Raw genomic sequence first — 26,642 nt, 5'->3', positions numbered from 1 at the left:
TTCAAAACTATTGTATTAGTAATTATAACTGATGTATAATAAAAATGCAATGATAATTATTATCGTTCAGGCGAATTTGAATCTAATAGGAATATTAAAGGAGGAAAATATGAAAATTTATAAAAGGCTTTTTTCCTATGTGCCTGAAGAAAAACATAATGGATATATAGCAGTTTTTTTATCAGCACTATCTGCATTTCTAATGGTGTACGGATATTCGTTACTGTATAAACTTTTAAGAAGTTCAATTGTTGAAGGAGATTTATTAGTAGCTAGGACTTTGTCCATTCAAGCTGTCTTATATTTGACGATAGGGGCACTAGTTTACTTTTTGTCAAACTTTTTTTCTCATAAACTTGGATTTCGCTTAGAAACTAATTTAAGAAAAAAAGGTATAGATGGACTTACAGGAGCAAGTTTTCGCTTTTATGATTTAAACCCATCTGGAATTATAAGAAAAACTATTGATGATAATGCAGCTAAAACTCATACGGCAGTAGCACATATGATACCAGATAACTCTCAAGCTTTTTTAATTCCAGTATTATCTTTAATACTTGCCTTTTCTATTAGTAGCAGAGTGGGATTAGTTATTCTTATACTAACAATAGTAGGGGCTCTTATTTTAAAGAACATGATGGGTGGAGGAGAGTTCATGGAATACTACCAAAAATCCTTAGAAATTTTAAGTGGTGAAACAGTTGAATATGTCAGAGGCATGCAAGTTGTTAAAATATTCGGAGCTACTGTAGAGTCTTTTAAAACTCTTTATAAGGCGATTAAGGATTATTCTAAGTATGCTCTTGATTACTCAATTAGTTCTAAAAAACCTTATGTTCTATATCAATGGATATTTTTTGGAATTATTGCAATTTTGTCTATCCCTTTAGTTTTTACCATAAATAAAGTTAATAATGCTAATTTGCTTATTGTTGAACTATTCATGATTTTGTTTTTAAGTGGAGTAATGATGGTTTCATTTATGAAAATTATGTGGGCTAGTATGAACATCTTTAACGCTAGGTATGCTGTAGATACTTTAGAAGACTTATATAAAAAAATGAATGAAGATAAATTAAATTATGGAGAGATTGGTGATTTCAAAAACTATAATATAGACTTTGAAAAAGTGAATTTTTCTTATAATGAAAACAAAGTACTAGAAAATTTATCTTTTAAATTAGAAGAAGGAAAAAAATATGCTTTGGTGGGTCATTCAGGATCAGGTAAATCGACTATTGTAAAGCTATTATCTGGTTTTTACAAAGTAGATAGTGGCAGTATAAAGATTGGAGAGAGACCCTTAGAATCTTATAGTAAGGATGCTCTAATAAACACAATTTCTTTTGTTTTTCAGGATAGCAAACTTTTTAAGACATCTATTTACGAAAATGTTGCTCTTGCTAATAGAAAGGCAAGTAGAGAAGAAGTTATGAAGGCTATGGAACTTGCCGGTTGTAATGTTATTTTAAATAAGTTTCCTGAAAGGGAGAATACCATGATTGGCTCAAAAGGAGTCTATTTATCAGGAGGAGAAAAACAGAGAATTGCTATTGCGAGAGCCATGCTCAAGAAATCTAAAATTGTAATTATGGATGAAGCTAGTGCTTCTATTGATCCAGACAATGAGTATGAGCTTCAAAAGGCCTTTAAAAACCTTATGAAAGATAAAACAGTTATTATGATTGCCCATAGGATGAGTAGTATTCGTTCTGTTGATGAAATTTTAGTTTTAGAGAATGGAGAAATAATTGAAAGAGGCAGTGATCAAGAACTTATTTCAAAAGGTGGAAAATATAAGGAATTATTAGAGCTTTATGACAGTGCAAATCAATGGAGGGTTAAAGATGAGGAAATTTTATAAAAATCGCTTTTGTCTGACTGATAAAGGGGCTAAAGATCTCACTAAATCTACTATATCAAGTTTCTTGGTCTACTGTATTAATATGGTTCCTGCCTTTATTTTAATGATGTTAACAGATGAGCTTATTTTGAAAAATGTTAAAAGCCCTTATTTATATTTTGGTGTTTCTGTTGTTACATTAGTATTAATGTATGTTTTGTTAGCCAAAGAATATGATGATCTTTATACTACAACTTATGAAGAGAGTGCTAATTTAAGAATAGATATTGCAGAAACTCTATCAAAACTTCCCCTATCCTACTTTTCAAAACATAATTTATCAGATATATCTCAAACGATTATGGCAGATGTGGAAAAAGTAGAACACGCTATGAGTCATTCAATTCCTAAAGTAGGAGGAATGGTTTTATTTTTCCCACTAATTGGAATTATGTTAATGATAGGTAATTTTAAGATGGGGCTTGCAGTAATGATCCCAACTATTTTAAGTTTTATACTAATACCTATTGCTAAAAAGTCGCAGGTAAAAGGAAACAAGAAATATCACAAGGTACTTAGAGAAAACTCAGAAAAATTCCAAGAAACCATTGAACTTCAACAAGAAATAAATAGTTTTAACTTATCCGATGAAGTGAGGTCTTCGTTATATATGCAGATGGATGAAAGTGAAAAAATACATCTTAAAGTTGAACAAGGCTCTCTTTTTGTAATGGGTTTATCCTCTGCTCTTGGCTTTGTAAGTATTGCAGTAGTTAGTTTTGTTGGGATTAGCCTTATTCTATCTGGGGAGATTGACATTTTATATCTCTTAGGTTATTTAATGGCTGCCATAAAGATAAAAGATATTTTCGATTTATCAAAAGAAGGATTATTAGAAGTGTTCTATATAGATCCAAGTGTTGAAAGGATTAGGGAGATTAAGGAAACAAAAATTCAAGAGGGTAAAGATGTAGAACTGAATATGTTTGATATAGTCTTCAAAAATGTAGCTTTTTCTTATGATGATAATCAGGTTTTAAAGGACATTAGCTTTACTGCGAAACAGGGAGAGGTAACGGCTTTAGTTGGAGCTTCTGGCTCTGGAAAGACAAGTATATTAAGATTAATATCAAGATTATATGATTATGATAAAGGTCAAATTTTAATAGATGGAAAGGATATAAAAAACATTTCCACAGATTCTTTATTTAAGAAAATATCTATTGTTTTTCAAGATGTTACTTTATTTAACTCATCTATATTAGAAAATATTCGTATAGGTAAAAAAGATGCCAGCGATGAAGAAGTTGTAAAGGCAGCTACCCTTGCAAATTGTATGGATTTTATTAATAAACTTCCTAATGGGTTAGATACAGTTATAGGAGAAAATGGGTCAGAGCTTTCTGGTGGTGAAAGACAAAGACTTTCTATAGCTAGAGCCTTTCTGAAGGACGCACCAATACTTATATTAGATGAAATATCAGCAAGTTTAGATGTGGACAATGAAAAGAAAATCCAAGAGTCTTTAAATAATTTAATTAAAGATAAAACTGTTGTAATCATTTCACACAGAATGAAATCCATAGAAAATGCTGACAAGATAGTAGTTCTTGAAAACGGAAGAGTAGAAAGCGAAGGTAAGCATGAAGAGCTTTTACAAAAATCAAAAGTTTACAAGAATTTAATAGAAAAAACAAAAATGGCAGAAGAATTTATTTATTAGGAGGATTAGAATGAATAATAAAAAGTTAAAAGGAAAAGATGTTATTACGATAGGTATATTTACTGCAATATATTTTGCAATCAATTTTGGGTTTATGCTTTTAGGCGGTCTTCATCCATTAATGTGGATACTTATGCCTGGCTTTATAGCCTTAGTTGGTTCTATACCATATATGATTATGGTTCAAAAAGTAAAAAAAACAGGAGCAGTCATAATAATGGGAGCTATTGTTGCTATAATATACTACTTAACTGGTCAATTTAGTTTAATAATAATTGCATCATTAGCAATTGCCAGTATTTTGGCAGAAGTGATAAGATACCTATCAAAGTATGACAGTTATAAATGGAATTCACTTTCATATGCTTTCTTTTCATTAGGTATGGTAGGGTCTCCAGCACAAATATGGATTCTAAAAGATGAATTCATATCAAAAATTCTTAAAATGGGGATGCCAGTAGATTATGTTAATATATTAAAAACTTTTATTAACACACCGATGTTAATTGTATTAATTGTAACACCATTTGTTTTTGGATTATTATCTTGTGGGATTTTAAAATCATTTCTATATAAAAATTTTGAGGCGAGAAATTAAAATGTTCAAGCGATTAAAATTAGATCCTAGAACCTCAATAATATTGCTTTTATTAGTAAATATATTTTTCTTTAAAAGTAGATCGTTGGCAAGTGAATTAATTTTAATGAGCTATTTGTTGATTATTTTGACAGTTTGCGGAAATTTTAAACCGGGATTAAAAGTATATTTAACTTTTATTACTTTTTTAATAATAAATTATTTAGTTTTTCCCTATTCACCTAAGTGGATTGTAACGACATTTATTGTACCTGTTTCTTATGCAAGGAAGATTTTTCCTTGCATAATGGCAGGAACATTGTTATACAAAACGGTGACCGTAAGAGGAATTGCAGGAGTTTTTAGAAAATTTAAATTCTCAGAAAATTTTATTTTAGCATTTATGATAACTTATAGATATTTTCCCACATTAAGACAAGATATACATTGTGTTAGAGAATCAATGAAGATTAGGGGGATTAGTATGATTAAAAACATGGATATATTTGTTGTACCTATAATAAATTCTGCAATTGATATGTCTGAAGAGTTATCTAAGGCAGCTGTAACACGAGGAGTCGAGAATCCAGGTAGAAAAACAACTATAATTGATTTTAAATTCACTGTTTATGATGTATTAGTTATTTTATTTGTTGTTTTAATTATGGTTATATTTTAGGTGAGTTAGAATGGGTTATGTAAATATAAATGATGTATCTTGTACCTCTAAAACGGGATATAAAATATTAAAAGATATCAACTTAAATGTTGAAAAAGGCGAATGTATACTACTTATGGGGCTAAGTGGTTCAGGCAAAACGTCATTGACTAAATTAATAAATGGAATTATACCACATTTTGAAGAAGAAACTGACTTTGTTGGAGAAGTTTTAATAGAGGGAGAATCTACTAGAAATATATCGCAATATAAAATTTCAGAAAAAGTTGGTTCAATATTTCAAAATCCAAAATCTCAATTTTTTAATTCTGATGTTGAGGGAGAAATTGTATTCGGTCTTGAAAATATGGGAATTGATCCAGAGTTAATAAAAAAAAGCTTTAAAAAAACTATCAATAATTTAAATATAGATAGATTATTAGGTAAAAATGTCATCTCATTGTCGAGTGGGGAAAAACAAATTTTAGCTTTTGCATCTATTTTTGCATTAAACACAGATATTGTCGTATTGGACGAACCATCTTCAAATCTTGATATGGATACAATTGAAACGATAAAAAATAATATTGAAATATTTAAAAAAGAAGGGAAGACAATTATAGTTGCAGAACATCGACTATATTATTTAAAAGACATAATTGATAAAGCATATTATATAGATAAAGGCATAATTAAGGATTGTTTCACACAAGAAGAGATAAAATCATTTAACTCGAAAAAAGAAAATAATCTCAAAATCAGAACTTTATCTACTCCGAAGTTGGAAGTTCTTGAAAAAGAATTTAATAAAAATAATGAGTATTTATGTGAAGATTTATCGTATACAATAAATGGAAATCTCATATTTAAAGATATTAATATTTCTTTGAATAGAGGAGAAGTTTTAGGAATAATAGGAAAAAATGGTATAGGAAAAACTAGTCTGTTAAAGTGCATTTCAGGACTTATGAAGAAAAATACAGGAAGTGTTTTTTTTAACAATAAACTTTTAAATAATAAAGATAGGTTAAAAAATACATACCTTGTAACACAGGACATTAATTCACAATTATTCACTCGAAGCGTAAAAGAAGAATGTGAATTAAATTTACATGAGGATAGATTAAATCAGGTAGATGTAGTTCTAAATAGGCTTGGATTAGATAAATATAAAGATAAGCATCCAATGTCGCTATCAGGAGGACAAAAACAAAGGTTAACAATTGCCTTAGCTCTACTTTCAAATAAAGAAATCATAATCTTTGATGAGCCTACAAGTGGTTTAGATTTCAAAAATATGATAATTGTATCAGAAGCTATAAAAGATTTGGCAAAAAAATCTAATAAAGTTGTAATTGTTGTTTCGCATGATTATGAGTTTTTAAATACGGTAGCGGATGGAATATATGAAATGGTTTGAAAATAAGAATGAGAAGGTGATGTTGCAGAATAGATGATTCTACTCTGCAACATCATTTTTTTATCAAGTATTTAAGTTTAGCCCTATTGATAAGAGGCATATTTCACTTATTATGTTTTCTTTTCCTCTGTGGTAGAATCTGTTGTAGTTTAAGCCTAACTTTATTTTGGAAAATGCTCCTTCGGCTTGAATTGATCTATTTATTCTTTCTTCTATTCCTTGGTCGGATATTATGTTTTTTAGGGATTCTTCTCTATATTTTTGAAATGTTTCTGATATGTAGATTACTTTGGTTTTTTGTCCTTCTTTGTTCCAGTTGAAAGATCTGTAGATTTTTGTTATTGTTATGTATCCAATCTTTCTTTTTCTGTATCTGTCATTACATATTATGAATTCTTTACCCTCTTGTTATATGTATTTGTAACGGTTTTCAAAAATACATTGTATCAAAAAAAGGCGAGGATTTTTATGTTTCCTCGTCTTTTTCTATTATGGGACTTTTGCAACAGCCTCTTTTTTCTTTGAAAAAATTTTTTTGTCTTGGCAAGTTAAAATTTAAGCCATCATCTTTTAAAGGTGGTAGAATATGGTTGGTGAGGGTTTTGGATAAATTTATTGAAATGCGCGACGGTGCAAAAATTTTTGTAAAAATTCTTGGAAGTGGCGAGCCACTTTTATTGCTACATGGAAATGGTGACGACTATTCCTTTTTTGAAAAGCAAATTGTCGTCTTTAAGAAGGACTTTTTGGTCATAGCCATGGACACAAGAGGTCATGGCAAAAGTGACAAAAATTATTCTTTAAATTTGGAGGACTTGTCTCTTGATGTCTATGAGGTCCTGGAAGCATTAAAGATAGAGACCATAAATATTTTGGGCTTTTCTGACGGGGCAAATCTAGCCCTAACTTTTGCAAAAAATTATCCCAAGAGAGTTAAGAGACTTATTTTAAATTCTCCCAACAAGGATTTTTCACAGATAAAACTCATTCCAAGAATCGCCACCTACATTTTTTACTACAACCTAAAAATATTATCCAAAATTTTTACAGGTCTTAGAAATTATTTTTCTGTTTATAAATTAAATTTTGATAAAATAAAAATTGTGGATTCCGACTACGAAAAATTTGATTTTCCAGTTTTAATTATTGCTGGCGAGAGAGACTTAATTTATCTTGAAAATTTTCACAATATTGCTAAAAAAATAAAAAAATCTAAATTATATATTATAAAAAATCACGGACACAAGGTGGCAAGGACTAAGCCTTGCGAATACAACCAAGTGGTTCTTGATTTTTTAAAGAAAGAGGTTAATTAATGGAAAAATTAAAAAAATTTGCCAAGGGAATTAAGCCGATTTTTCTCTTTGGCGTAATTCTTTTAGTAATTTTTGAATTTACAAAACTTAGAAGGGAAATTTCCCTGGAAGAAGTTTCAAATATTTTTAATGAAATTTCTCTAATAAATATTTTCGCCATGGCAGTCTTAGGTCTTCTTGCCTTTTCGCCCATGATCTTCTACGATTTGCTCTTGAGCAATTTTTTAAAATTAGACAGGGACAAAAATTACATTGTAAAAAGATCTATAACTGTAAATTCTTTTAACAACTTAATTGGCTTTGGCGGCATCATAAATATTGGACTTAGGATGAGATATTTTGGCGAGGGCAAGGAAGACAAGCACTTTTTAAAATTTTTGGTGAAGTCCCTTTTCTTTGACTTTGCAGGTCTTTCCTTTTTGGCACTTACATCTCTAGTATTTTTAATTTTTTATGAGAGCAAAATTTTAATCAATTATAAAATTTGGTTACTGGGAGCAATTCTCTACTATCCTGTTTTATTTTCCCTTTCAAAAATTAGAAATGATGGAGAGCTTTCCATTTCAAAAAAATATGCCACAGAAGTTTCTCTTGTGTCAATTTGTGAGTGGACCTGTGCAGGGTTTTTCTTCTCCTTCATTGGATTTTTGCTTGGCATAAGACTTAATATTTTTATAATTATTTCTGCCTTTATAATTGCAAACATAATTGGGATATCTTCCTTTATACCAGGCGGACTTGGCTCTTTTGAACTTGTAATAATAACTGCCTTTTCTTCTATGGGAATTGAAGATGAGAGAGTCTTAACCTGGCTACTTCTCTACAGAATTTTTTATTACATTATTCCTTTTATCTTTGGACTTGTATTTTTCCTTCATGACTTGGGCAGCATCTTTGACGAAAAAAATGATAAGATCCCTTCTAGACTTATAAAGTCTCTGGGGCTTGACCTTCTCTCCTTCTTTTTGTATTTGACGGGAAGTTTTATGATTTTATCTGCAACTATTCCAGAAGAGATGAATGAACATTACTGGCTAAGTCAGTTTAGCCCCCTATATGCAAACTTGATTTACCAATTTCCAAGCCTAATCTTTGGAGTATCCTTTATAATTTTAGGTCGAGCCAACAGAGAAAAGGTGGAGAGCGCTCCAAGACTTACAATAATTTTTCTCATCTTAGCTCTTATTTATTCCTTTTTAAGTGGCTTTGGAATAATTGAAATGATATTTTTAATTTTAGTCATCTTTCTGGCAGTTTTCACGCGGAAAATGCCCTACAGAAAACAGCTAGTCTATTCCTTTGAAGCCATTACCATAGACAGCCTTTATTTTGTCGTAATTTCTGTAATTACAATTTATTTTATGGCAATAAATTATAGGCTAAAGCCAATTCATTACAGGGACTTCTTTGTAATTCCCTTTGAGAAAAGTTTTTTGCGATTTTTTATTATCTTTGTGCTTTTATTTATTTCCATGCGACTACTTTTGTTTTTCTTAAAGGGAAAGAAAGTTAAGCTTGGAGAAAAAATGGATCTGGAAAAAGTTAGGAAGCTTTTAAGTGATTATGACGCTCCTGCCGAAGCGCCCCTTGCCCTAGTTGGCGACAAGGATCTTTATTATTACGAAGAAGAAGGAGTCATAACTTGTGGTCTTTCTATTTCAACTTACAAGGACAGAGTCATTGTCATGGGAGAGCCCTTTGGAATGACCGAGGACTTTGACAAACTTCTAGAAAAATTTGTAAAAGAAGCAGACCTCTACGGTTACAAGCCAATTTTTTATGAAGTTGGACAAGGAGAAACTATAAAACTTCACGATTTTGGTTTTTCCTTTATAAAATTTGGCGAGACGGCAGCCCTAGATTTAGAGAAATTTAACTTAGAAGGTAGAGAGCACAAGTCACAGAGAAATGCCCTATCAAAGTTTGATAAATTAGGCTACACTTTTGAAGTTATAAAGCCGCCCTTTGACCATGAGTTTATGAATAGGCTTAAAGAAATTTCTGATGACTGGTTAGGCGGCAAGAGGGAGAAGGGATTTTCTCTTGGCTACTTTAATAGGGACTATTTAAACTTATGTCAGATGGCTGTGGCAAAGGATGCTGAGGGGAAAATTTTCGCCTTTGCAAATATTATGCCCAACCCCAATAAAACTTGGGTGACAATTGACCTAATGAGGTTTGAGAGAGAAAATGCGCCAAGTGGAATTATGGATTTTCTATTCTTGCAACTCTTCTTATATTTTAAGGACCAAGGAAAAATTTATTTTGATTTGGGCATGGCGCCCCTATCTAATGTTGGCATCAACACAAATAGTTTTGTGGAGGAAAAACTTGCCTACTTGGTTTACAAGTTTGGCTACAAATTTTATTCCTTTGAGGGACTGAGAGCCTATAAGGAAAAATTTGCTCCAACTTGGGAGCCAATTTATCTCTCCTACCCCAACAAGTCCTGGCTACTTTATACCATGCTTTCTATTTTTATAGTGGACATAAATGCAGCTAAGGATAATAATTGAAATTTAAGTAATAAATAAGTTTAGCCTTAGTACAATTTAATAAATTTATGATATAATTATTTTATTATTATTTGGAGGATTAGTTGTATGCTTTTTTGCCCTGCGTTTACAAATAGTTTTATGGATAGACCTCAAGGACTTCTTGACGCAATTTTTGCGACTAATTTTTCACCTAAAAGTTTTTTACGCTCATCTTTTGATGAGCTTTTTTAATTGGAGGAAGAATGGGAGATTTTTATTTTAATTTTTTAGAAAATTTTAATTTTAAGGAAGAGGTGTTAGGCTAATGTGTGGAGTTATTGGCATTTACTCACAAAGTGATGTGAGCAAAAAATTATTTTACGGACTTAATTCTCTTCAACATAGGGGACAAGAAGCCAGCGGTATTTGCGTTTTTGACGGAAAAAATATGGTCCTAGACAAGGGCATGGGTCTTGTATACGATAATTTTGACGACGAAAGTTTTATTAAATTACAGGGAAATATTGGCATAGGTCATGTTCGCTATGCAACTGCAGGTGGCTCCTATGAATACAATTCACAACCTCTACTTGCCTTCTCAAAGAATAGGGAGTTTGCCCTTGCCCACAATGGCAACCTTGTTAATCACAAGTCAATAAGAAGAGAACTTGAAGACGAAGGCATGCTTTTCCAAACTGCCATTGACACAGAAGTAATTTTGTCTCTCGTTGCAAAATATTATAAGGGCGACATTGTTGAAGCTGTGAAAAAAACTATGGCAAGAATCAAGGGAGCCTACAGCGTTGTAATGCTTTTCGAAGACAAGTTAATTGCCTTTAGGGACCCCTACGGCTTTAGACCACTATTAATTGGCAGAGCGAAAAATGGCGAAGTTATTATTGCATCTGAAAATGCTCCTCTTGAAATAATTGGCACTGACGCCATAAGAGATGTTGAGCCTTCAGAAATTATCGTTGTAGATAAAAAGGGAATCCACTCAGACTTTTTTGAAAAGGAAGATAAAAAGCACTGCATCTTTGAATATGTTTATTTCGCAAGAACTGATGCAACCCTTGACGGTGTAAACTCCTACAACTTTAGGAGAAGGTGTGGAGAAATTTTATCTAAAGAAGCACCTGTTGAAGCTGATCTTGTCCTTGCAGTTCCAGACTCAGGCACACCTGGAGCCATGGGCTATGCACAAGAATCAGGCATCCCCTTTGCTGAAGGTCTTGTAAAAAACAGGTACATGGGCAGAACTTTTATAAAGCCAACACCAGAAGAGAGAGAACTTTCTGTTAAGTTAAAATTAAATCCACTTGAAACAGTTTTGCGTGACAAGAGGATAGTCTTGGTAGACGATTCCATAGTTAGGGGTACAACTTCCAAAAATCTAATCATGAGAATGAAAAAGGCTGGAGCCAAGGAAGTCCACATGAGAATAGTTTCTCCTCCAGTAAAATATCCTTGTTTCTATGGCATTGACACGCCATCAAGAAAGAAACTTATTGCCGCAAACTATTCTGTTGAAGAAATGAGAGAGAGAATCGGCGCAGATTCCCTTGCCTTTATATCCATGGAAGGGATGTTAGATGCTACTTTGATGAAAGAAGATGTTTTCTGCAAAGCCTGCTTTAATGGCGATTATGCAGTGGAGCCAAAGGAGTTAGTTGAAGATGAAAAATAATGTAAAGAGAATTTATATTGCAAAGAAAGATGAATTCGATCATGAGTCAAAATCCCTTAGAGAAGAAATAAAAACTTCTCTTGGCATTGATGCCACTTACTTAAAAACTTACAGAAGATATGATATAGATGTATCAGATGAAACTCTTGATAAGACTATGGCATCTGTCTTTTACGAAGCGCCAGTGGAAGATGTTTATTATGAAGACTACAAAAACTTGGAAGAATCCTTTGAAAATCCAATAGGCATCCAATACCAAGCTGGACAATTTGACAACAGAGAAGATGGACTTGTTCAAACTATTGCCCTTTTCACTGATGAAAAAGTTAGGGCAAAGGTGACAGAAGTTTACGACATTGGCGGCGTAAATGAAGGTGAACTTGAAAAAATTAAAAACTTTTTGATAAATCCTGTTGACTCACAAGAAGTTGATGTTTATGCAGAAACTATTTTGAGAGAAGATGCCAAGAAAAACCACGAAAATCTTGTCTATGAAGGCTTTAATGACTTAGATGAGGAAGGCTTAAAGAAATTCGTGGATGAAAAATCTCTTGCCATGAGCCCAGAAGACTTAAAGGTTTTGCAAGATTATTTCAAGTCTGAAAATCGCGACCCAAATGAAACTGAAGTTGCCATAATTGACACTTATTGGTCAGACCACTGCAGACACACAACTTTTAACACAGAGCTTGACATTGACTTTGATGTAGTAACTGAACTTGACAAGGAAATAAAGAGAGCCTTTGATGCTTATCTTGACATGAGAAGAGAACTTGACATCAAAAAGCCAATTACCCTAATGAGCCTTGGCACAATTCTCGCCAAGGAACTTAGAAAAAATGGCAAGCTTGACGATTTAGAAGTTTCATCAGAAATAAATGCCTGCTCTGTAAAGATTAAGGCTAAGGTAGAAGTCGATGGTAAGCTTGAAGATCGTGACTACCTACTTATGTTTAAAAATGAAACTCACAACCACCCAACAGAAATTGAACCTGTTGGCGGTGCCTCAACTTGCCTTGGCGGTGCCATAAGAGACCCACTTTCTGGCAGGTCCTATGTATATCAAGCCATGAGAGTTACTGGCGCAGGTGACCCTTTCACTCCAATTGAAAAAACTTTAAAGGGAAAACTTCCACAAAAGAAAATTGTAACTGAAGCAGCAATAGGCTACTCATCTTACGGCAACCAAGTTGGCGTTGCAACTGGTCTTGTTGACGAATTATACCACCCAGGCTATGTGGCAAAGAGAATGGAAACAGGTGCAGTTATAGCAGCTTGTCCTCTTGAAAATGTTAAGAGAATTGAGCCTACAGAAGGCGATGTAATAATTTTACTTGGCGGCAGAACTGGCAGAGATGGCATTGGTGGAGCAACTGGCTCATCAAAATCTCACAAGGTTTCTTCTATTCAAACTGAATCTGCCCAAGTGCAAAAGGGAAATGCACCTGAAGAGAGAAAAATTCAAAGATTATTTAGAAATCCAAAGGCAGCAAAGTTAATTAAAAAGTGTAACGACTTTGGAGCAGGCGGAGTTTCCGTTGCCATAGGTGAACTTGCCGATTCAATTGAAGTTAAACTTGACAAGGTTCCATTAAAATACATGGGCTTAAAGCCAAGAGAAATTGCAATTTCTGAATCACAAGAGAGAATGGCAGTTGTAGTTGCCAAAGAAGATGTAGACACCTTTATGGACTTGGCTGACAAGGAAAACTTGGAAAGCACAGTAGTTGCAAGAGTAACAGGCGATAATAGACTTAAGATGTACTACGAAGATGAAATTATCTGCGACATGAGTTACGACTTTGTAAACCAAACTGGAGCAAAGAGAAGAGAAGAAGTTGAAGTTGTTTCTGAAGACTTCCCAGAATTTTTAGTTAATAAAGATGGGGTAGAAGACTTAGAAAAATATTTATCTGACTTAAATATTACTTCCAAGAAAAATATGATTGAACGCTTTGACTCCTCAGTGGGAGCAGCAACAGTATTGCAACCTCTTGGCGGCAAAAAGCAAAACACCCCAGCCCAAGTTATGGCAGCCCTTATTCCAACAGATGATGGAGAGTCAAAGACTGCATCTCTTATGTCCTATGGCTTTAACCCAAAACTCTCTGTTGAGTCACAATACCTTGGCGGCTACTACGCAGTAATCGAATCCATTGCAAAACTTGTAGCAGCAGGGGCACCCCTATCTGGCATAAGACTTTCCTTCCAAGAATTTTACGAAAAAATGGACAACAAAACTGCTTGGTCAAAACCACTTAAGTCACTTCTTGGAGCCCTAACTGCATCAAGATATTTTGACGCGCCGCCTATTGGGGGCAAGGACTCCATGAGTGGAACCTTCGAAGACATAAGCGTGCCACCAACACTTATTTCCTTTGCAGTAAATACAGTTGAGGCAGAAAATATTATCAGTCCAGAATTTAAGGGCATAGGAAAAATTGGTCTAATAAGGACAGATAGAGAGCACATTGGCACACTCAATCTTGAAGAAACTAAGGAAAACTTTATAAATATAGAAAATGAAATAAAGTCTGGCAATATAATTTCTGCAGCAGCCATAAATCACAAGGGCACACTTCCACAAATTTTTGAAATGGCAATAGACAATGTAGGCTTTGATCTTCAAGTAGAAGATTTATACTCACCTCTTTATGGATCCTTTGTAGTTGAATACAAGGAAGACAGGGACTTTATAATAAAGATTGGCGAATTTAGAGATGACTATGTGATGAAGGTAAATGGCAAGGACTTAGATGTAGAAAAATTATCTGCGGCTTACCTTAAGACAATGGATAAGATCTTTAAGCCAGTGGACTCAAATAAATTAACTGAAGTTAAACAAAAAGAAGCTCCAAAGAGAAGGACGAAGTCCAAGAAGCCAGTAGATGAGGTTAAGGTAATAATACCAGCCTTCCCTGGCACAAACTCAGAATACGACACAGCAAGAGCCTTTGAAAGAGCAGGCGCAAGTGCAGAAGTTATAGTATTTAAAAACAAGGACAATGAAAAAGTTAAAGAATCCATAGAAGAATTGGCAGAAAAAATTTCTAAGGCACAAATCTTGGCAATACCTGGCGGATTTTCACTTGGTGACGAACCAGGCGGTTCAGGTAAATTTATAGCCAATGTAATTAGGTCTGAAAAAGTTAAGGCAGCAATAGAAAAACTTTTAGGCGAAAATGACGGACTAATCCTTGGAATTTGTAACGGCTTCCAAGCCCTAATTAAGACAGGACTTCTACCTTACGGTGAGATTAAAGACCTAGAAGAAGAGGACCCAACTTTAACATATAACACTTGCAACAGACACATAGCAAGAGTTGTAGACACTAAGGTTGTGTCAAATAATTCACCATGGCTTGCTAAACTTGAAGTTGGAAAAACTTACAAGGTGCCAATTTCTCATGGAGAAGGAAGATTTATAGCAAGTAAAGAAAAGCTTGATGAAATTCTAGAAAATGAACAAGTGGCAATTTGCTACGAAGACGCACCTAATGGCTCAATGTTAAATGTAGAAGCCTTGATGTCAAAGGACGGCAAGATCCTTGGCAAGATGGGTCACAGCGAAAGAGTATTAGACCAAACTTTTAAAAATATACCAGACATAGAATTAGAAGACATCTTCACAGCAGGCGTAGAATTTTTTAAGGAAGACTAATTTGTAAAATAATAAAAAACAAGGGTCACCTTAATTTAACCTTCAAGGCTTTTGTAATGTTAAGTTTAATGTTACATCTTGCAACTCGATAAATAGCTTATGTTCAGAATATTCAATTCCTGGGCAGGCACATTATCGAATAGGGAAAATAGGGGTATCTTCTGAAATATCAAACAATAGACCAGCAATAATTTTTGGCTGGTTGCCATCTAATCCTTCTCCAGCAAGCAATGAAATAGCACTTAGAGGAAAAGAACTTCACGCAGTAACTGCATATGGCATAAGTGGTGAATATTTTATCTGTCATTATGGTTGGAGTAAATATGAACATGTCAAACTTGATAGTGGATTGATTGGATCATGTACACTTTTTAATCCAAATTAATTATTAATAGGACGGTGGATGGATGTCAATAAAGAAAAAATCAATAAACAAATATCTTATTCAGACTACTTTATTGATATGGACACTACTTCTCTGTATATTTAAAAATTATATATGGGTAACTTTTTCTACAGGTCCTAGAAATATTATTTTAAGAAAATTTAACTTTTTGTCACCTACTGTATTTGGATATGGAGTATTTTTCCCTATCCTTGTGGTTTGTATAACATTAATATTATTATTGTTATCAATATTACAGTTGTTTAAATTTATTAAATCAGACAAGAAAAAGACTAAATTATTACTAAATGTAATGAATATTTCTTTTTTATGTATCCCGATTGTTATCGGTATGCAAAAATTTAATATTGGAATTGTTTACATGCTTCTTCTTTTAGGCGGTAATTTAGTTTTAGATTACTATAATTAAATTTTAAATGTTAAATCGGGCTTAAATTGTAGACGAAAATTATAATGAATAATAAAGTTAATTGGTATTTGAAATTTATATACCAATAGATATTATCTTTTTTAGAGTAAAGGTGAAGCATAAAAAACATAACTTGAGAGTAAAGTTGATAGAATGAGAGTAAGTAGTTGTAGTATGATTAAAATAGCAAAAGAATAATTAGAGAGCTTTGGAGATTTAATCTTCAAGGCTTTCTTTATGGAGTGATAAAGTGCCGAGAAAACCTAAGAGACCATGTTCACATCCAGGTTGCCCAGAATTAGTTGATGGACGATTCTGTAAGAAACATGAAAAAGAATACAATAAAAACTATGAAAAATTCAAACGAGACCCTAACACTCATAAGCGTTATGGAAAAGCATGGAGACTTATAAGAGAAAGATATGTCAGTGAGCATCCACTTTGTGAAATGTGTTAAAAAGAAAATAGAATGACGAAGGTAGAGGAAGTACATCACATACTTCCTCTTTCTCATGGTGGAACTAATGATGAAGATAATCTTATTAGTCTATGTAAGTCCTGCCACTCAACGACCAGCCATGACTGATCTTGTTGTTGATGCCATTAGGGAGGCAAAGATTCCTGAAGTAAAAGAAATAAGTGACGGAGGACCACAGCCACTATCAGAAGACTTCTCATTCTACGCCAAGGAAAGACCATCCTGCTTTTTCTATGTGGGAGCAAAAAAAGAAGATGCACCCTACCCACATCATCATCCAAAGTTTGACATAAGAGAAGATGCCATGGTCATATGTGCCAAATCAATGGCAGCAGTTACAGTAAAATATTTAATGGAAGAATAATTTTAAGCCTGCAAGTTTTTTGCAGGTTTTTTATTTTATAATTCTAAATAAATTAAGCTATATGATACAATTAGGGTGAGGTTGATAAGATGAAGGAATTAAACTTTACATACTATAGAAAAATTAATAATAAAAAATTCCCAATTAAATGTTATGCCTATTATGTTGGCGCCTTTAACTACAATTGGCACGAAGATGTGGAGTGCTTAGTTGTCATTAATGGCAAGCTGGAGGCTTGTGTCAATGGAAAAATTTATAAGCTCTCCAAGGGAGATATAGCCTTCTTTGACAGCAATGAGGGTCACGCAACTCTTGCAAAAGATAAGGAAACTATAGCCTTGGTATTTCACTTCAATCCAAAAATTTTAGATGGGTTTGATAATAATAGAGATAGATACCATTGGACGGGGGCAAGTGATGGAAGTACAAGAAACAATAAGTATGCCTTGGAACTTAGAAAAAGTCTTGTGGAAATTGTCGAGTCCTTTAAGGAGGAGTCCCTGGAAAATAAAATCAAGAGGTCTATCGCTACAGACAAAATACTTTTAAATTCTATTGAAAATTTTGCCTTAAAAGAGGAAAAAGACAGTGATGACAAGAAAACTTCATATAGAAATGAAGTGGTAAGAAACATTATTGCCTATCTTGATGAAAATTATAGGGACAAGATAAGTTTAGAGGATGTAGCTGAAGTTGCTGGTTATCATCCAAACTATACATCTGAAATTTTTTCAAAGACCCTGGGAATTTCTTTTACAGAATATTTGCTGAGGAAGAGACTTTCTGGTGCCACTAAGGATTTAAAGCAGAGCGAGAAAAAAATAGCAGAAATAGCCCTTGATCATGGCTTTCCCAATGTGAGAAGTTTTAATGCAGCCTTTAGGGAAAATTTTGGCAGATCTCCTTCTGAATATCGACAAAGCTTGGACAAGGAGACTCTTGAAATTGATGCACAGTTTAAAAAAGTTTTTTTAAGTGATGACAATCTAAATTGGCTGAGGGCAAAGAAGGATTGGGTCTATGAAAATGAAGAGATAGATAAGGGTGAAAGGGACTTAGACTATAAAGACATTGAGAGGGAAATTTATAAAAAAATTATTGAAGATTTAGAGAAAAACATAAGTAAAATTATTTAATTTAACTTCGGCTAGTCCGAAGTTTTTTTTGAGTTTTTGAAAGGGCAAGCTAAAGTTTTAAAATATTTAAACTTAAATGTTTTCATATATTAAAACTTTGACTAGATATATTTTAAGATTAAAAGCTAAGACAAAAAAGGCAAAAAATTTTGAAAGCTCTATTTTAAGAGAAACAAGAAAATTTAATCTGTAAAATTTTAATCTTAAAATTTTTGAATTCAGATAAAAATACTTTTGAAAATAAAAATTTTTGTTTTCACAACAAAACTTTTACTTAATAATGAGATAGATTAAGTAAAAGACCTTCCATATAATGAAATCATAAAGTACATGAGGGGGAAGTTATGAATACACAAACAATAACAATTGGATTTTTACTTTTTGCAATAATTATGTTTGCATGGGAAAAAATTCCACTATGGGTTACAGCTATGATTGTAGCAGTAGGTCTGGTGGTGACTAAAGTTTTGGAGCCAAAGGATGCCTTTGCAGGCTTCACTGATTCCAATGTGCTCTTATTTATGGCAATGTTTATTATTGGTGCTGCCTTTTTTGAAACGGGAATGGCACAGCGCGTTGGTGGTCTTGTTACAAAATTTGCCAAGACAGAGAGACAACTTATAGCGGCGGTAATGATTATTACGGGGCTTATGTCTGGAATCTTATCAAATACTGGTACAGCAGCAGTATTGATTCCTGTTTTAATAGGTATTTCTCAGTCTACAAAATTTCCTAAGTCAAAAATTTTGTTACCACTTGTTTTTGCAGCAGCCATGGGTGGAAATTTGAGTTTGATTGGTGCGCCAGGCAACATGATTGCCCAATCAGGACTTGAAACCATTGGACTTGAGTTTGGATTTTTCGAGTATGCAAAGATTGGTATTCCAGTTTTGATTGTTGGCATAATATTTTTTGTCACAATTGGATACAAGCTCTTGCCAGACAATGTAGCCAATGAAGATGCTGATTCTATTTATTCCCAAGAGAAGTCCTATGAGGATGTGCCTCAGTGGAAACAATGGGCATCACTTATAGTTTTAATTTTGGCAGTATTGGCAATGGTATTTGAAAAGAAAATTGGAGTAAAACTTTTCATCTCTGCTTGGATTGGAGCCTTGGCACTTGTTGTCATGGGAGTAATTTCCAGTAAAGATGCAATTAAGTCCATTGATATGAATACTATTTTACTTTTTGTTGGCTCCCTTGCACTTGCAACTGCCTTAAAGGAAACGGGCACAGGAGATTTAATAGCAAGTACAATTGTTTCAAAGCTTGGAGACAATCCATCGCCAACAGCACTTATGATTATAATCTTTATAATTTGTGCAACACTTACGAATTTTATGTCAAATACAGCTACAACAGCTCTCATGGTTCCTATTTCACTTTCTATTTCACAGGCAATTGGAGCAGACCCAAGAGCAGTTTTAATGGCGACAGTAATTGGTGGGTCAATGGCATATGCAACGCCTATTGGTATGCCAGCAAACACTATGGTTTATAACATTGGGGGATATAAGTTTAACGATTATGTTAAGGCGGGCTTGCCACTTATGCTAATTTGTGGAGCAATAGCTTTAATACTTTTACCAATATTCTTCCCCTTCTTTCCAAACTAAAAAGGAGTAAAAAATGAAGAGAGAAAATTTAGAAAAAAAATTTATTGAAGAAATGGCAGCCTTTGTTGGTGTAGTTAGTATGAAGCTTCCCAAGGATGTTGAGGACAAATTAAAGGAACTTTCAGAAAAAGAGACAAATCCTATGGCAAAGACAATTTATGAAACTATGAAAAAGAATCAAGAGCTTGCATGGGAAATGAAGAGACCTTCCTGTCAAGACACAGGAGTCCTACAATTTTTCTGTGAAGTGGGAGAAGACTTCCCCTTTAAGGCTAACCTAGAAGAACTTTTAAGAGAGGCTACTTATAAGGCAACTATGGAAACGCCTCTTAGACACAATAGCGTTGAAACTTTTGAAGAATATAATACAGGAAAAAATATTGGCAAGGGGACTCCAACAGTATTTACAAAAATTGTCCCTGGCTCATCAGCAAAAATTTATACTTACATGGCAGGTGGCGGTTGCTCACTTCCTGGTGCAGGTGTAACCCTTATGCCAGGCGAAGGCTACGAAGCTGTTGTAAAATTCATCCTAGACAGAATGACTTCCTATGGACTTAATGCTTGTCCACCACTTTTAGTGGGAGTTGGAATAGGAACATCTATTGAAACTGCAGCCATGAATTCAAAACTTGCTCTCATGAAAAAAGTTGGAGACCACAGCGAAGATGAGAGAGCTAGAGACCTAGAAAAGAGACTTGAAGATGGCATAAATAAAATTGGAATTGGACCTCAAGGTTTTGGAGGAGAAAATTCTGTAATGGGTGTTAATATTGTAAACACTGCAAGACATCCAAGCGTGCTTTCTGTTGCACTTAATGTTGGATGTTGGTCTCACAGAAGGGGCTTAATTGTACTTGATGAAGAAATGAATTATGAAATACTAAGTCATGAGGGGATAGAACTATGAGTAAAAAAATTTTAACAACACCTATATCAGCTGAAGATATAAAGGATTTAAAGGTTGGAGATATAATTTATCTTTCAGGAAGAATGGTAACTTGTCGTGATGTTGCTCACAGAAGAGTAATAGAAGAGGGACTAGAACTTCCAGTTGACGTAAAGGACAAGGCAATCCTACACGCAGGACCTATTATTTCAGAAAAAGATGGAGACTATGAAATGATCTCTGTTGGACCAACTACTTCAATGAGAATGGAAAAATTCGAAGAAGAGTTTATCGACAAAACTGGAGTAAGAGTCATAATTGGCAAGGGTGGCATGGGCGAAGGAACTGCTCGTGGTTGCAAAAAAAATAAAGCCATTCATGTAGTAATACCTGCAGGCAATGCAGTTTGGGCAGCGACAAGAGTTAATAAAATTGTAGATGCACAGTGGAAAGACTTGGGAATGCCAGAGACTCTATGGGTATGTGATGTAGAGGAATTCGGTCCCCTAATTGTATCCATTGATAGCCAGGGTAATAATATTTTTGAGCAAAACAAAGTTATTTATAACGAGAGAAAAGAGGAAGTTTACAAAGATATTATTGACCATGTTCACTATATAAAATAAGTTAGATTAGATAGAATCGAAAAACCAAACCTCATAAGAGATAGGATGAAAGTCCTATCTTTTTCTTTTGCAATTTATTTTTTATAATAAGGGTATAAAGATTTATGTAATTAATTATAAGGAGGATATTATGGATCCTATTAAAAGAATTAGTGAAATGGAAAAGATTTTAAATGACCACAATGATCTCATTGAAAATTTGAGAGCTGCCATTGAAAGGTTTGAAGCTCATCAAGAGGAATACAAAAAGCTCAGCGATTATTATTCTTCTGAAACTTACTTTGAAGACTTGGAAAGATATGACAGGGGCGAAATTCCAGAGGACCTGCCTTGTGGAGTTCTTTCTGAAGATGCTGTCTTCGATCTTTTTGGCGAAAATTTCAATGTTGCCATTGAAATGCTAGAGCTTGCCACAGAAGTTTTAAAATATCGTTAATAAAAAGTGCCGCAGTGATTTTTCATAACTGCGGCATTTTTTCTTTATGAAATTTTACTTAAAGTTTTTACTCATTATTTCTCTTATAGTACTATTAATAAAACTCAAAACTATACTTGCCCAAAAGGCTGTGCCAAAGCTTCCAATAGATGCAGATCTCACAAAATGAAAGGCAATTTCAAGGACCACTGCGTTAATAACCAAGGAAAATAGTCCAAGAGTTACTATTGTTATTGGAAGGGATAAAACTTTTAGTATTGGTTTTATTGTAAGGTTAACTAGTGAGAAAATTATTGCCATTGCTATAAAGGCACTTGGTTTTGAGAAATAAATATTTTCAAATATCATGTCTAATATGTAAAAGGACAAAAAGTTTGCCACTAGAGCTCCTAATATTTTCTTCATGTCTTCCTCCTTTATTATATTTCTTTTATTATATACCCAAAATTCTACTTAATATAAATAAGTTTTTTATAAATATATTTTGTGATAAAATAAAATCACAGATAAAGAGGAGGTCATTATGAGAAAGTACAATTACGGATCTATTATCTTAATACTTATAGCCAATGCAATAATTGTTGGAATCTTGCAAAATATTTTTGACGGCAACTTGTCAATTCTTGGAGGCTTTGTCACTTTTATTTCTGACTACATAATTTGCAGGGGACTTCTTTATAAGAGAGAGGGAAGTTTTTCTGAATATTTTATGGGAATAAAAACTATGACAGGCAAGGTCTTTTTGATGAACATCTTAGTGGGAGTTATAACTGTTATCCTACTTATCTTTGCCCTACTTATATCAGGAGCAGGATTTTTATTTACGCCTTTTGCAATAAATAATACAAGAGTTCTTATAATCGCAATAGTTTTAATTATACTAATAACAATTCTTTTATCTCTTCTTTTTGCCTACGTGAACTTTTTTATGGCAGATGAGAGATACAGGGATCTTCCATTTTTTGACACTTTTATGCTCATTATAAGGACAGGTTTAAAATTATTTAAGGAAAGTTTTATGGCAGGAGTGAGAGCCTATAAGATTTCCTTGCTGACAGGAGCCATAGCCCTTGTCACAGGAATTTTATCTCTTAAAAGTCCAGCAGCACTTATTTTTACATTTATATTTGGTGGAATTGCTGCTATCGCTTTTTTCCTCTTAACACCAAGATTTCGTGCAAGCCTAGCTGATATTTATGAAGAAAACAATGAGAGGATTTATTCCAATACTGTTGAAGAAGATTTATAAAAATAAAAAGTCACTTTCATAGTGGCTTTTTTTTAATCTCTTTAGTATTGGCTTATGTCTTCAACTGTTTCTAGGGTGCCTATATATTCCCCATCCTCATAGACTGCAAGATACTTAACAAGAATTTTCTTACCCTTAATATTCCTGCACACCACCAGACGGTCCTTCCTCTTGTTTTTAAAATCATCAAGCAAGGACTTAACCATTGGCACAACCTTTGGTGGGTGGCAAGAAGTTACATCCCTATTTAAACAGGACTTAGGCCTAGGGAAAATCTTGTCTTCCCCCTCAGAATAAAATCTAACCAAGTCATCCTTATCTATAAAGGTAAGCTCGGCATCAAGGGTCCTTAGGATTTGCATGGCCTCATTTAGCTTTAAACTTCCAGTTTCAAAGTCTAGACTTCCAGAAGAAATTTTTTCTTTTGGGGAAATTTCTTTAGGCTTGTAGTCCTTCCAAAGAGGAAGCTCACCCACTAGGTCTAGTCCATACTCCCCAAGGTCGCCATAGATTTTATTCCACTCTTCCTCTGTGAAGTTTTCCTTTAAAAGTGGGAAGAGGATATTTTCTTCCTTATAAATCATTTCATAAACCCTGTCTAAAATTTTATTGAGGTCCTCTTGGCTATAAGAATTTGCCTTAATAATCTTTGATAGGTCCCTTCTTATCTCGTCATCAACAGCCCACATTACATCACTTGGACCACTTATCTTGTACTTTGTCTTCAAAAGAGGGTAGATGAGTCCAGCCTTTTTTCCATAGTGAGAATTTATTTTTAAAAGGTCACTTATCTTTTTTAGCTTGTCTTCACCTTCCTTAACCCCATCAGCCAAGGACTTAATTTTTTTATTTTCTAAGCTTAAAATATTTAGGGGATGACCAGGGATTTTTTCAAGGTCCTTTTGGCTCTCGTCTATAATATTGCTTTCGTGGAAGAGGGCAGAGTGGATGTCGCAAAGTTTTTGAACCTTTTCAAGGGGAAGACCACTTTTTATTAGGCTTTCTTCTGCCGCAACAATTTCCTTTGAAGAAACATCCTTAAAATTTTTAACAAAGTCACTTCTAACAGCCTCCAGGTCCTCGCCCTTGGAAACTCTTTCAATATAGGACTTTAAAAGCTCAAGCCTCTTGCCTTCATCTGAAGGATTATCTTGAGGATCTTGGTCTTCAATGAGATTAAAGCCCCCTTCCTGCAATTTTTCCCTAATTATGTCGAGGTCAATATTTTTTATTCCAGCTCCCTTTTTTATTGAAACAATTTTTCCGACACTAGAAAGTGCCAAGGGATTTGTAATTTCACTAAAACCAATATCCTTTAAGATATTTTTCAAGTCAGGATATTTTTCCACAAGACTTGCCACAGGTTCATTTATACTTATATTTTTCATACTTCCTCCTAAAATTCCTAAGGACATTATAATACTTTTTTATAAAAAATTATTAAAATTGCTCATATAAATAATAAAAATTTTGAATTAATGTTATCATAGACTAAGGGAAGGTTTAAAATTATTTAAGGAAACTTTTATGGCAGGAATTAGGACCTATAAGATTTCCTTGCTAACATTACCCATAGCCCTTGTCACAGGATTTTTATCTTTTAAAAGTCCATCAGGACTTATATTTTCATTTTTATTTGGTGGAATTGCTGCTATCGCTTTTTTCCTTTGCACACCAAGATTTCGTGCAAGCCTAGCTGATATTTATGAAGAAAACAATGAGGGGATTTATTCCAAGACAGTTGAAGAAGATTTATAAAAATAAAAAGTCACTTTGATAGTGGCTTTTTTTGTTTTTAAAGTATATTTTGTGTTAAAATAAAAACAGACATAGATAGGAGGTCACAATGAGAAAATTTAATTACGGTTCAGTTATCCTTTTAATGATTTTAGGTGGAATTATAGCGAGAGTTTTTGAAAGAATTTATGACGGAAATCTTGCTGTAATTGGAACGATATTTGCTTGGATCATTAATTACATAATCTGTAGAGGTCTTTTATATAATAGAGAAGGCAGCTTCAGTGAATATTTTAGAGGAATAAAGACAATTACGGGAAAAGTCTTCTTGATGAATATTTTAATTGGTCTAATAAGTTCTGTTGCACTTTTATTTTCAGCTCTAACATCAGGAACTGGGGCTGTATTAACTGATGCTGGCATGAGAGGGATTTTATTAGCTTCACTTTTATTTATTTTAGTAACAGTATTTCTTTCACTTATTTTTGCCTATTCAAATTTTGTTATGGCTGATGAAAGATATAGGGACCTGCCCTTTTTTACTTGCTTAAAACTTATTGGAAAGGCAGGCTTTAAATTATTTTCAGAGACTTTTATCATGGGCTTAAAAAATTTCAAGGTTACAATTATTTCTTCGCTTGTGGCACTTGTCATGATAATTCCTGCAAAGTCTATGCCAGAGATTTTGACAGTTTCCTTTATTGCCCTAATAGTTGCAGCAATTGCAGCTGTTATAGTGGGACCAAACTATATTGCAAGACTTTCTGATATTTACTTAGATAATATCGAAAGCATTTATGATGAAATAGGAGAAGACAGAGAAGCCTCATAAGTTATATAAATTTTCCACTACTTAGTAGTGGATTTTTTATTTTATGCGATTTTTAATAGAATTTTAAGAAGTTTTACTATTAATTAATAATAAAACCAATCATTTAATGTTATCATAGAGGCATGGAGGAATTATGTTAATTGATGTTTTTCACGGTATGATCATGGCTCTTGCCGACTCCGTTCCTGGAGTGAGTGGTGGCACTATTGCCTTCATACTTGGATTTTATGATAAATTTATAGAAGCTCTCCACCTATTTTTTGAGGGAGAGAAAAATAAGAGAAAGCCCGCCTTTTTTTATCTCCTAAAACTTGGTCTGGGCTGGGTCTTTGGACTACTTTTGAGTATTTTTTTCCTGTCAGAATTATTTCAAAGTGAAATTTATTTTATGTCATCAGTTTTTTTGGGGCTGACTACCATGTCTCTTCCCTTTGTAATAAATAGCGAAAGGGAAATTTTAAGGTACCACAAGGAAGATTTTTATTTTATTTTTATTGGCATCCTTGTAGTTGCCCTTCTAGTTTATTTTCGTGGCAAGAGCAGGCTCATTGGAAATTTTGACTTAATAGAGCCCAATATTTTTGAGTATTTTTATTTATTCTTGGCAGGAGCTCTGGCAATTTCTGTCATGGTCCTACCAGGCATATCTGGCTCATCTATTTTACTAATAGCTGGAGTTTACATACCTGTCGTTGAAGCTGTGGGGGAAGTCCTTCGCTTTAATTTCGAAAAAATTTTGCCACTTTTTGTCATGTCTCTTGGCATTTTATTTGGAATTTTTATGTCCATTAGAGTCATAAGAGATAGGATGAGAAGGACCAGGGACAAGATGATCTATCTCATCATCGGCATGATGGTGGGCTCTCTTTATGCCATAGTCATGGGTCCAACAACTATAGGTGGAAATGCACCACTTACTAGAGATACCTTTAGCCCACTTGGATTTTTTATAGGCATAATAATTTTATTTATTCTTGAAATTATAAAAATAAGAACAGAAAAAAATAAGACTGGGGAAAATTAATGGCTCTATGTCAAATATTGGGGAGACTCGTTAACTCGAGTCTCTCTTTTCATTTAAAAATCAATACTTAGACGC

The 26,642-nt window shown here is 33.6% G+C and carries 25 protein-coding genes; 22 read left to right on the top strand and 3 right to left on the bottom strand.

Annotated features, from left to right (window positions below; all coding sequences use genetic code 11):
• The first annotated feature begins 109 nt into the window (after positions 1–109).
• The 5 genes from WMO19_RS05965 to WMO19_RS05945 are packed head-to-tail and all read left to right on the top strand — an operon-like array spanning position 110 to position 6,221.
• Entirely contained in the window at positions 110–1,864 is a 1,755-nt protein-coding gene (locus tag WMO19_RS05965) for an ABC transporter ATP-binding protein (RefSeq protein WP_349170712.1), read from the top strand.
• Positions 1,848–3,566: an ABC transporter ATP-binding protein gene (locus tag WMO19_RS05960; protein ID WP_010815636.1), complete on the top strand. Its 1,719-nt coding sequence runs from the start codon at positions 1,848–1,850 to the stop codon at positions 3,564–3,566. The genes WMO19_RS05965 and WMO19_RS05960 overlap by 17 nt, the downstream gene beginning before the upstream one ends.
• Positions 3,567–3,576: 10 nt before the next feature.
• Positions 3,577–4,164 (top strand): MptD family putative ECF transporter S component, encoded by a 588-nt coding sequence (locus WMO19_RS05955; protein ID WP_010815637.1) that lies wholly within the window; start codon positions 3,577–3,579, stop codon positions 4,162–4,164.
• Positions 4,148–4,822: an energy-coupling factor transporter transmembrane component T gene (locus tag WMO19_RS05950; protein ID WP_349170710.1), complete on the top strand. Its 675-nt coding sequence runs from the start codon at positions 4,148–4,150 to the stop codon at positions 4,820–4,822. The genes WMO19_RS05955 and WMO19_RS05950 overlap by 17 nt, the downstream gene beginning before the upstream one ends.
• 10 nt (positions 4,823–4,832) lie before the next feature.
• Positions 4,833–6,221, top strand: a complete 1,389-nt coding sequence (locus WMO19_RS05945) for an ABC transporter ATP-binding protein (RefSeq protein WP_349170709.1) — start codon at positions 4,833–4,835, stop codon at positions 6,219–6,221.
• A 63-nt stretch (positions 6,222–6,284) separates the two neighbouring features.
• Here WMO19_RS05945 and WMO19_RS05940 read toward each other — a convergent pair whose 3' ends face one another.
• The gene (locus tag WMO19_RS05940) at positions 6,285–6,554 is read right to left on the bottom strand and encodes a transposase (protein ID WP_349170738.1); all 270 of its coding nucleotides are present in this window, start codon (positions 6,552–6,554) and stop codon (positions 6,285–6,287) included.
• Between the two features lie 269 nt (positions 6,555–6,823).
• Here WMO19_RS05940 and WMO19_RS05935 point away from each other — a divergent pair, with 269 nt between their 5' ends.
• The 13 genes from WMO19_RS05935 (at position 6,824) to WMO19_RS05880 (ending at position 21,725) form a co-directional block, all read left to right on the top strand.
• A complete protein-coding gene (locus WMO19_RS05935; protein ID WP_070611010.1) occupies positions 6,824–7,537 on the top strand; it encodes an alpha/beta fold hydrolase in 714 nt (237 codons plus the stop codon).
• Positions 7,537–10,053 carry a bifunctional lysylphosphatidylglycerol flippase/synthetase MprF gene (gene mprF, locus WMO19_RS05930; protein ID WP_349170708.1) on the top strand — a complete coding sequence of 839 codons (2,517 nt, stop codon included), beginning with the start codon at positions 7,537–7,539 and terminating at the stop codon, positions 10,051–10,053. The genes WMO19_RS05935 and mprF overlap by 1 nt, the downstream gene beginning before the upstream one ends.
• A 286-nt stretch (positions 10,054–10,339) precedes the next feature.
• Positions 10,340–11,701, top strand: a complete 1,362-nt coding sequence (purF, locus tag WMO19_RS05925; protein ID WP_332086811.1) for an amidophosphoribosyltransferase — start codon at positions 10,340–10,342, stop codon at positions 11,699–11,701.
• Positions 11,691–15,362 (top strand): phosphoribosylformylglycinamidine synthase, encoded by a 3,672-nt coding sequence (locus tag WMO19_RS05920; RefSeq protein ID WP_349170705.1) that lies wholly within the window; start codon positions 11,691–11,693, stop codon positions 15,360–15,362. Before purF ends, WMO19_RS05920 begins: the two co-directional genes overlap by 11 nt.
• A 407-nt stretch (positions 15,363–15,769) precedes the next feature.
• On the top strand, positions 15,770–16,177 hold the full coding sequence (locus WMO19_RS05915) for a hypothetical protein (RefSeq protein WP_349170703.1): 408 nt from the start codon (positions 15,770–15,772) through the stop codon (positions 16,175–16,177).
• Between the two features lie 250 nt (positions 16,178–16,427).
• A complete protein-coding gene (locus tag WMO19_RS09935) occupies positions 16,428–16,634 on the top strand; it encodes a hypothetical protein (protein WP_435891050.1) in 207 nt (68 codons plus the stop codon).
• Between the two features lie 12 nt (positions 16,635–16,646).
• Entirely contained in the window at positions 16,647–16,763 is a 117-nt protein-coding gene (locus tag WMO19_RS09930; protein WP_435891049.1) for an HNH endonuclease, read from the top strand.
• Positions 16,711–17,019, top strand: coding sequence for a M20/M25/M40 family metallo-hydrolase (locus WMO19_RS05905; protein ID WP_435891051.1), 309 nt, complete (start codon positions 16,711–16,713; stop codon positions 17,017–17,019). The genes WMO19_RS09930 and WMO19_RS05905 overlap by 53 nt, the downstream gene beginning before the upstream one ends.
• Before the next feature lie 89 nt (positions 17,020–17,108).
• Complete coding sequence (locus WMO19_RS05900; protein WP_349170699.1) at positions 17,109–18,155, top strand: AraC family transcriptional regulator; 1,047 nt, start codon at positions 17,109–17,111, stop codon at positions 18,153–18,155.
• A 344-nt stretch (positions 18,156–18,499) separates the two neighbouring features.
• Positions 18,500–19,774 carry an SLC13 family permease gene (locus tag WMO19_RS05895; protein WP_019125641.1) on the top strand — a complete coding sequence of 425 codons (1,275 nt, stop codon included), beginning with the start codon at positions 18,500–18,502 and terminating at the stop codon, positions 19,772–19,774.
• 13 nt (positions 19,775–19,787) lie between these two features.
• Positions 19,788–20,684 carry a L(+)-tartrate dehydratase subunit alpha gene (gene ttdA, locus WMO19_RS05890; protein WP_349170698.1) on the top strand — a complete coding sequence of 299 codons (897 nt, stop codon included), beginning with the start codon at positions 19,788–19,790 and terminating at the stop codon, positions 20,682–20,684.
• On the top strand, positions 20,681–21,289 hold the full coding sequence (ttdB, locus tag WMO19_RS05885; protein WP_349170697.1) for a L(+)-tartrate dehydratase subunit beta: 609 nt from the start codon (positions 20,681–20,683) through the stop codon (positions 21,287–21,289). The genes ttdA and ttdB overlap by 4 nt, the downstream gene beginning before the upstream one ends.
• Positions 21,290–21,419: 130 nt before the next feature.
• The gene (locus WMO19_RS05880; protein ID WP_297393094.1) at positions 21,420–21,725 is read left to right on the top strand and encodes a DUF4298 domain-containing protein; all 306 of its coding nucleotides are present in this window, start codon (positions 21,420–21,422) and stop codon (positions 21,723–21,725) included.
• A 54-nt stretch (positions 21,726–21,779) separates the two neighbouring features.
• On the opposite strand, the gene WMO19_RS05875 is transcribed toward WMO19_RS05880, so the two are convergent.
• A complete protein-coding gene (locus tag WMO19_RS05875; RefSeq protein WP_316718912.1) occupies positions 21,780–22,130 on the bottom strand; it encodes a phage holin family protein in 351 nt (116 codons plus the stop codon).
• Between the two features lie 118 nt (positions 22,131–22,248).
• Here WMO19_RS05875 and WMO19_RS05870 point away from each other — a divergent pair, with 118 nt between their 5' ends.
• On the top strand, positions 22,249–22,974 hold the full coding sequence (locus WMO19_RS05870; RefSeq protein ID WP_349170696.1) for a hypothetical protein: 726 nt from the start codon (positions 22,249–22,251) through the stop codon (positions 22,972–22,974).
• Positions 22,975–23,015: 41 nt separating this feature from the next.
• On the opposite strand, the gene WMO19_RS05865 is transcribed toward WMO19_RS05870, so the two are convergent.
• On the bottom strand, positions 23,016–24,362 hold the full coding sequence (locus tag WMO19_RS05865; protein WP_349170695.1) for a DUF438 domain-containing protein: 1,347 nt from the start codon (positions 24,360–24,362) through the stop codon (positions 23,016–23,018).
• 139 nt (positions 24,363–24,501) lie between these two features.
• Between WMO19_RS05865 and WMO19_RS05860 the strand changes: the two genes are divergently transcribed.
• The 3 genes from WMO19_RS05860 to WMO19_RS05850 all read left to right on the top strand — a co-directional run bounded on the left by WMO19_RS05860 (position 24,502) and on the right by WMO19_RS05850 (position 26,567).
• A complete protein-coding gene (locus WMO19_RS05860) occupies positions 24,502–24,732 on the top strand; it encodes a hypothetical protein (RefSeq protein WP_288166862.1) in 231 nt (76 codons plus the stop codon).
• A gap of 88 nt (positions 24,733–24,820) precedes the next feature.
• The gene (locus tag WMO19_RS05855; protein WP_349170693.1) at positions 24,821–25,543 is read left to right on the top strand and encodes a hypothetical protein; all 723 of its coding nucleotides are present in this window, start codon (positions 24,821–24,823) and stop codon (positions 25,541–25,543) included.
• A 133-nt stretch (positions 25,544–25,676) separates the two neighbouring features.
• Positions 25,677–26,567, top strand: a complete 891-nt coding sequence (locus tag WMO19_RS05850) for a DUF368 domain-containing protein (RefSeq protein WP_349170692.1) — start codon at positions 25,677–25,679, stop codon at positions 26,565–26,567.
• The last annotated feature ends 75 nt before the right edge of the window (positions 26,568–26,642 follow it).

This window comes from Peptoniphilus hominis (ex Hitch et al. 2025) (assembly GCF_040096015.1).
Taxonomy (GTDB): domain Bacteria; phylum Bacillota; class Clostridia; order Tissierellales; family Peptoniphilaceae; genus Peptoniphilus_A; species Peptoniphilus_A hominis.
Note: the sequence above shows the minus strand (reverse complement) of the source record. Positions and strands in the feature narration are given on the sequence as shown.

What these genes read in the sequence shown, in the direction of transcription:
- WMO19_RS05965 (WP_349170712.1), top strand. Translation starts at nt 110, where the DNA reads ATGAAAATTTATAAAAGGCTTTTTTCCTATGTGCCTGAAGAAAAACAT.
- WMO19_RS05960 (WP_010815636.1), top strand. Translation starts at nt 1,848, where the DNA reads ATGAGGAAATTTTATAAAAATCGCTTTTGTCTGACTGATAAAGGGGCT.
- WMO19_RS05955 (WP_010815637.1), top strand. Translation starts at nt 3,577, where the DNA reads ATGAATAATAAAAAGTTAAAAGGAAAAGATGTTATTACGATAGGTATA.
- WMO19_RS05945 (WP_349170709.1), top strand. Translation starts at nt 4,833, where the DNA reads ATGGGTTATGTAAATATAAATGATGTATCTTGTACCTCTAAAACGGGA.
- mprF (WP_349170708.1), top strand. Translation starts at nt 7,537, where the DNA reads ATGGAAAAATTAAAAAAATTTGCCAAGGGAATTAAGCCGATTTTTCTC.
- purF (WP_332086811.1), top strand. Translation starts at nt 10,340, where the DNA reads ATGTGTGGAGTTATTGGCATTTACTCACAAAGTGATGTGAGCAAAAAA.
- WMO19_RS05920 (WP_349170705.1), top strand. Translation starts at nt 11,691, where the DNA reads ATGAAAAATAATGTAAAGAGAATTTATATTGCAAAGAAAGATGAATTC.
- WMO19_RS05915 (WP_349170703.1), top strand. Translation starts at nt 15,770, where the DNA reads ATGTCAATAAAGAAAAAATCAATAAACAAATATCTTATTCAGACTACT.
- WMO19_RS09930 (WP_435891049.1), top strand. Translation starts at nt 16,647, where the DNA reads ATGACGAAGGTAGAGGAAGTACATCACATACTTCCTCTTTCTCATGGT.
- WMO19_RS05900 (WP_349170699.1), top strand. Translation starts at nt 17,109, where the DNA reads ATGAAGGAATTAAACTTTACATACTATAGAAAAATTAATAATAAAAAA.
- WMO19_RS05895 (WP_019125641.1), top strand. Translation starts at nt 18,500, where the DNA reads ATGAATACACAAACAATAACAATTGGATTTTTACTTTTTGCAATAATT.
- ttdA (WP_349170698.1), top strand. Translation starts at nt 19,788, where the DNA reads ATGAAGAGAGAAAATTTAGAAAAAAAATTTATTGAAGAAATGGCAGCC.
- ttdB (WP_349170697.1), top strand. Translation starts at nt 20,681, where the DNA reads ATGAGTAAAAAAATTTTAACAACACCTATATCAGCTGAAGATATAAAG.
- WMO19_RS05880 (WP_297393094.1), top strand. Translation starts at nt 21,420, where the DNA reads ATGGATCCTATTAAAAGAATTAGTGAAATGGAAAAGATTTTAAATGAC.
- WMO19_RS05875 (WP_316718912.1), bottom strand. Translation starts at nt 22,130, where the DNA reads ATGAAGAAAATATTAGGAGCTCTAGTGGCAAACTTTTTGTCCTTTTAC.
- WMO19_RS05870 (WP_349170696.1), top strand. Translation starts at nt 22,249, where the DNA reads ATGAGAAAGTACAATTACGGATCTATTATCTTAATACTTATAGCCAAT.
- WMO19_RS05865 (WP_349170695.1), bottom strand. Translation starts at nt 24,362, where the DNA reads ATGAAAAATATAAGTATAAATGAACCTGTGGCAAGTCTTGTGGAAAAA.
- WMO19_RS05860 (WP_288166862.1), top strand. Translation starts at nt 24,502, where the DNA reads ATGGCAGGAATTAGGACCTATAAGATTTCCTTGCTAACATTACCCATA.
- WMO19_RS05855 (WP_349170693.1), top strand. Translation starts at nt 24,821, where the DNA reads ATGAGAAAATTTAATTACGGTTCAGTTATCCTTTTAATGATTTTAGGT.
- WMO19_RS05850 (WP_349170692.1), top strand. Translation starts at nt 25,677, where the DNA reads ATGTTAATTGATGTTTTTCACGGTATGATCATGGCTCTTGCCGACTCC.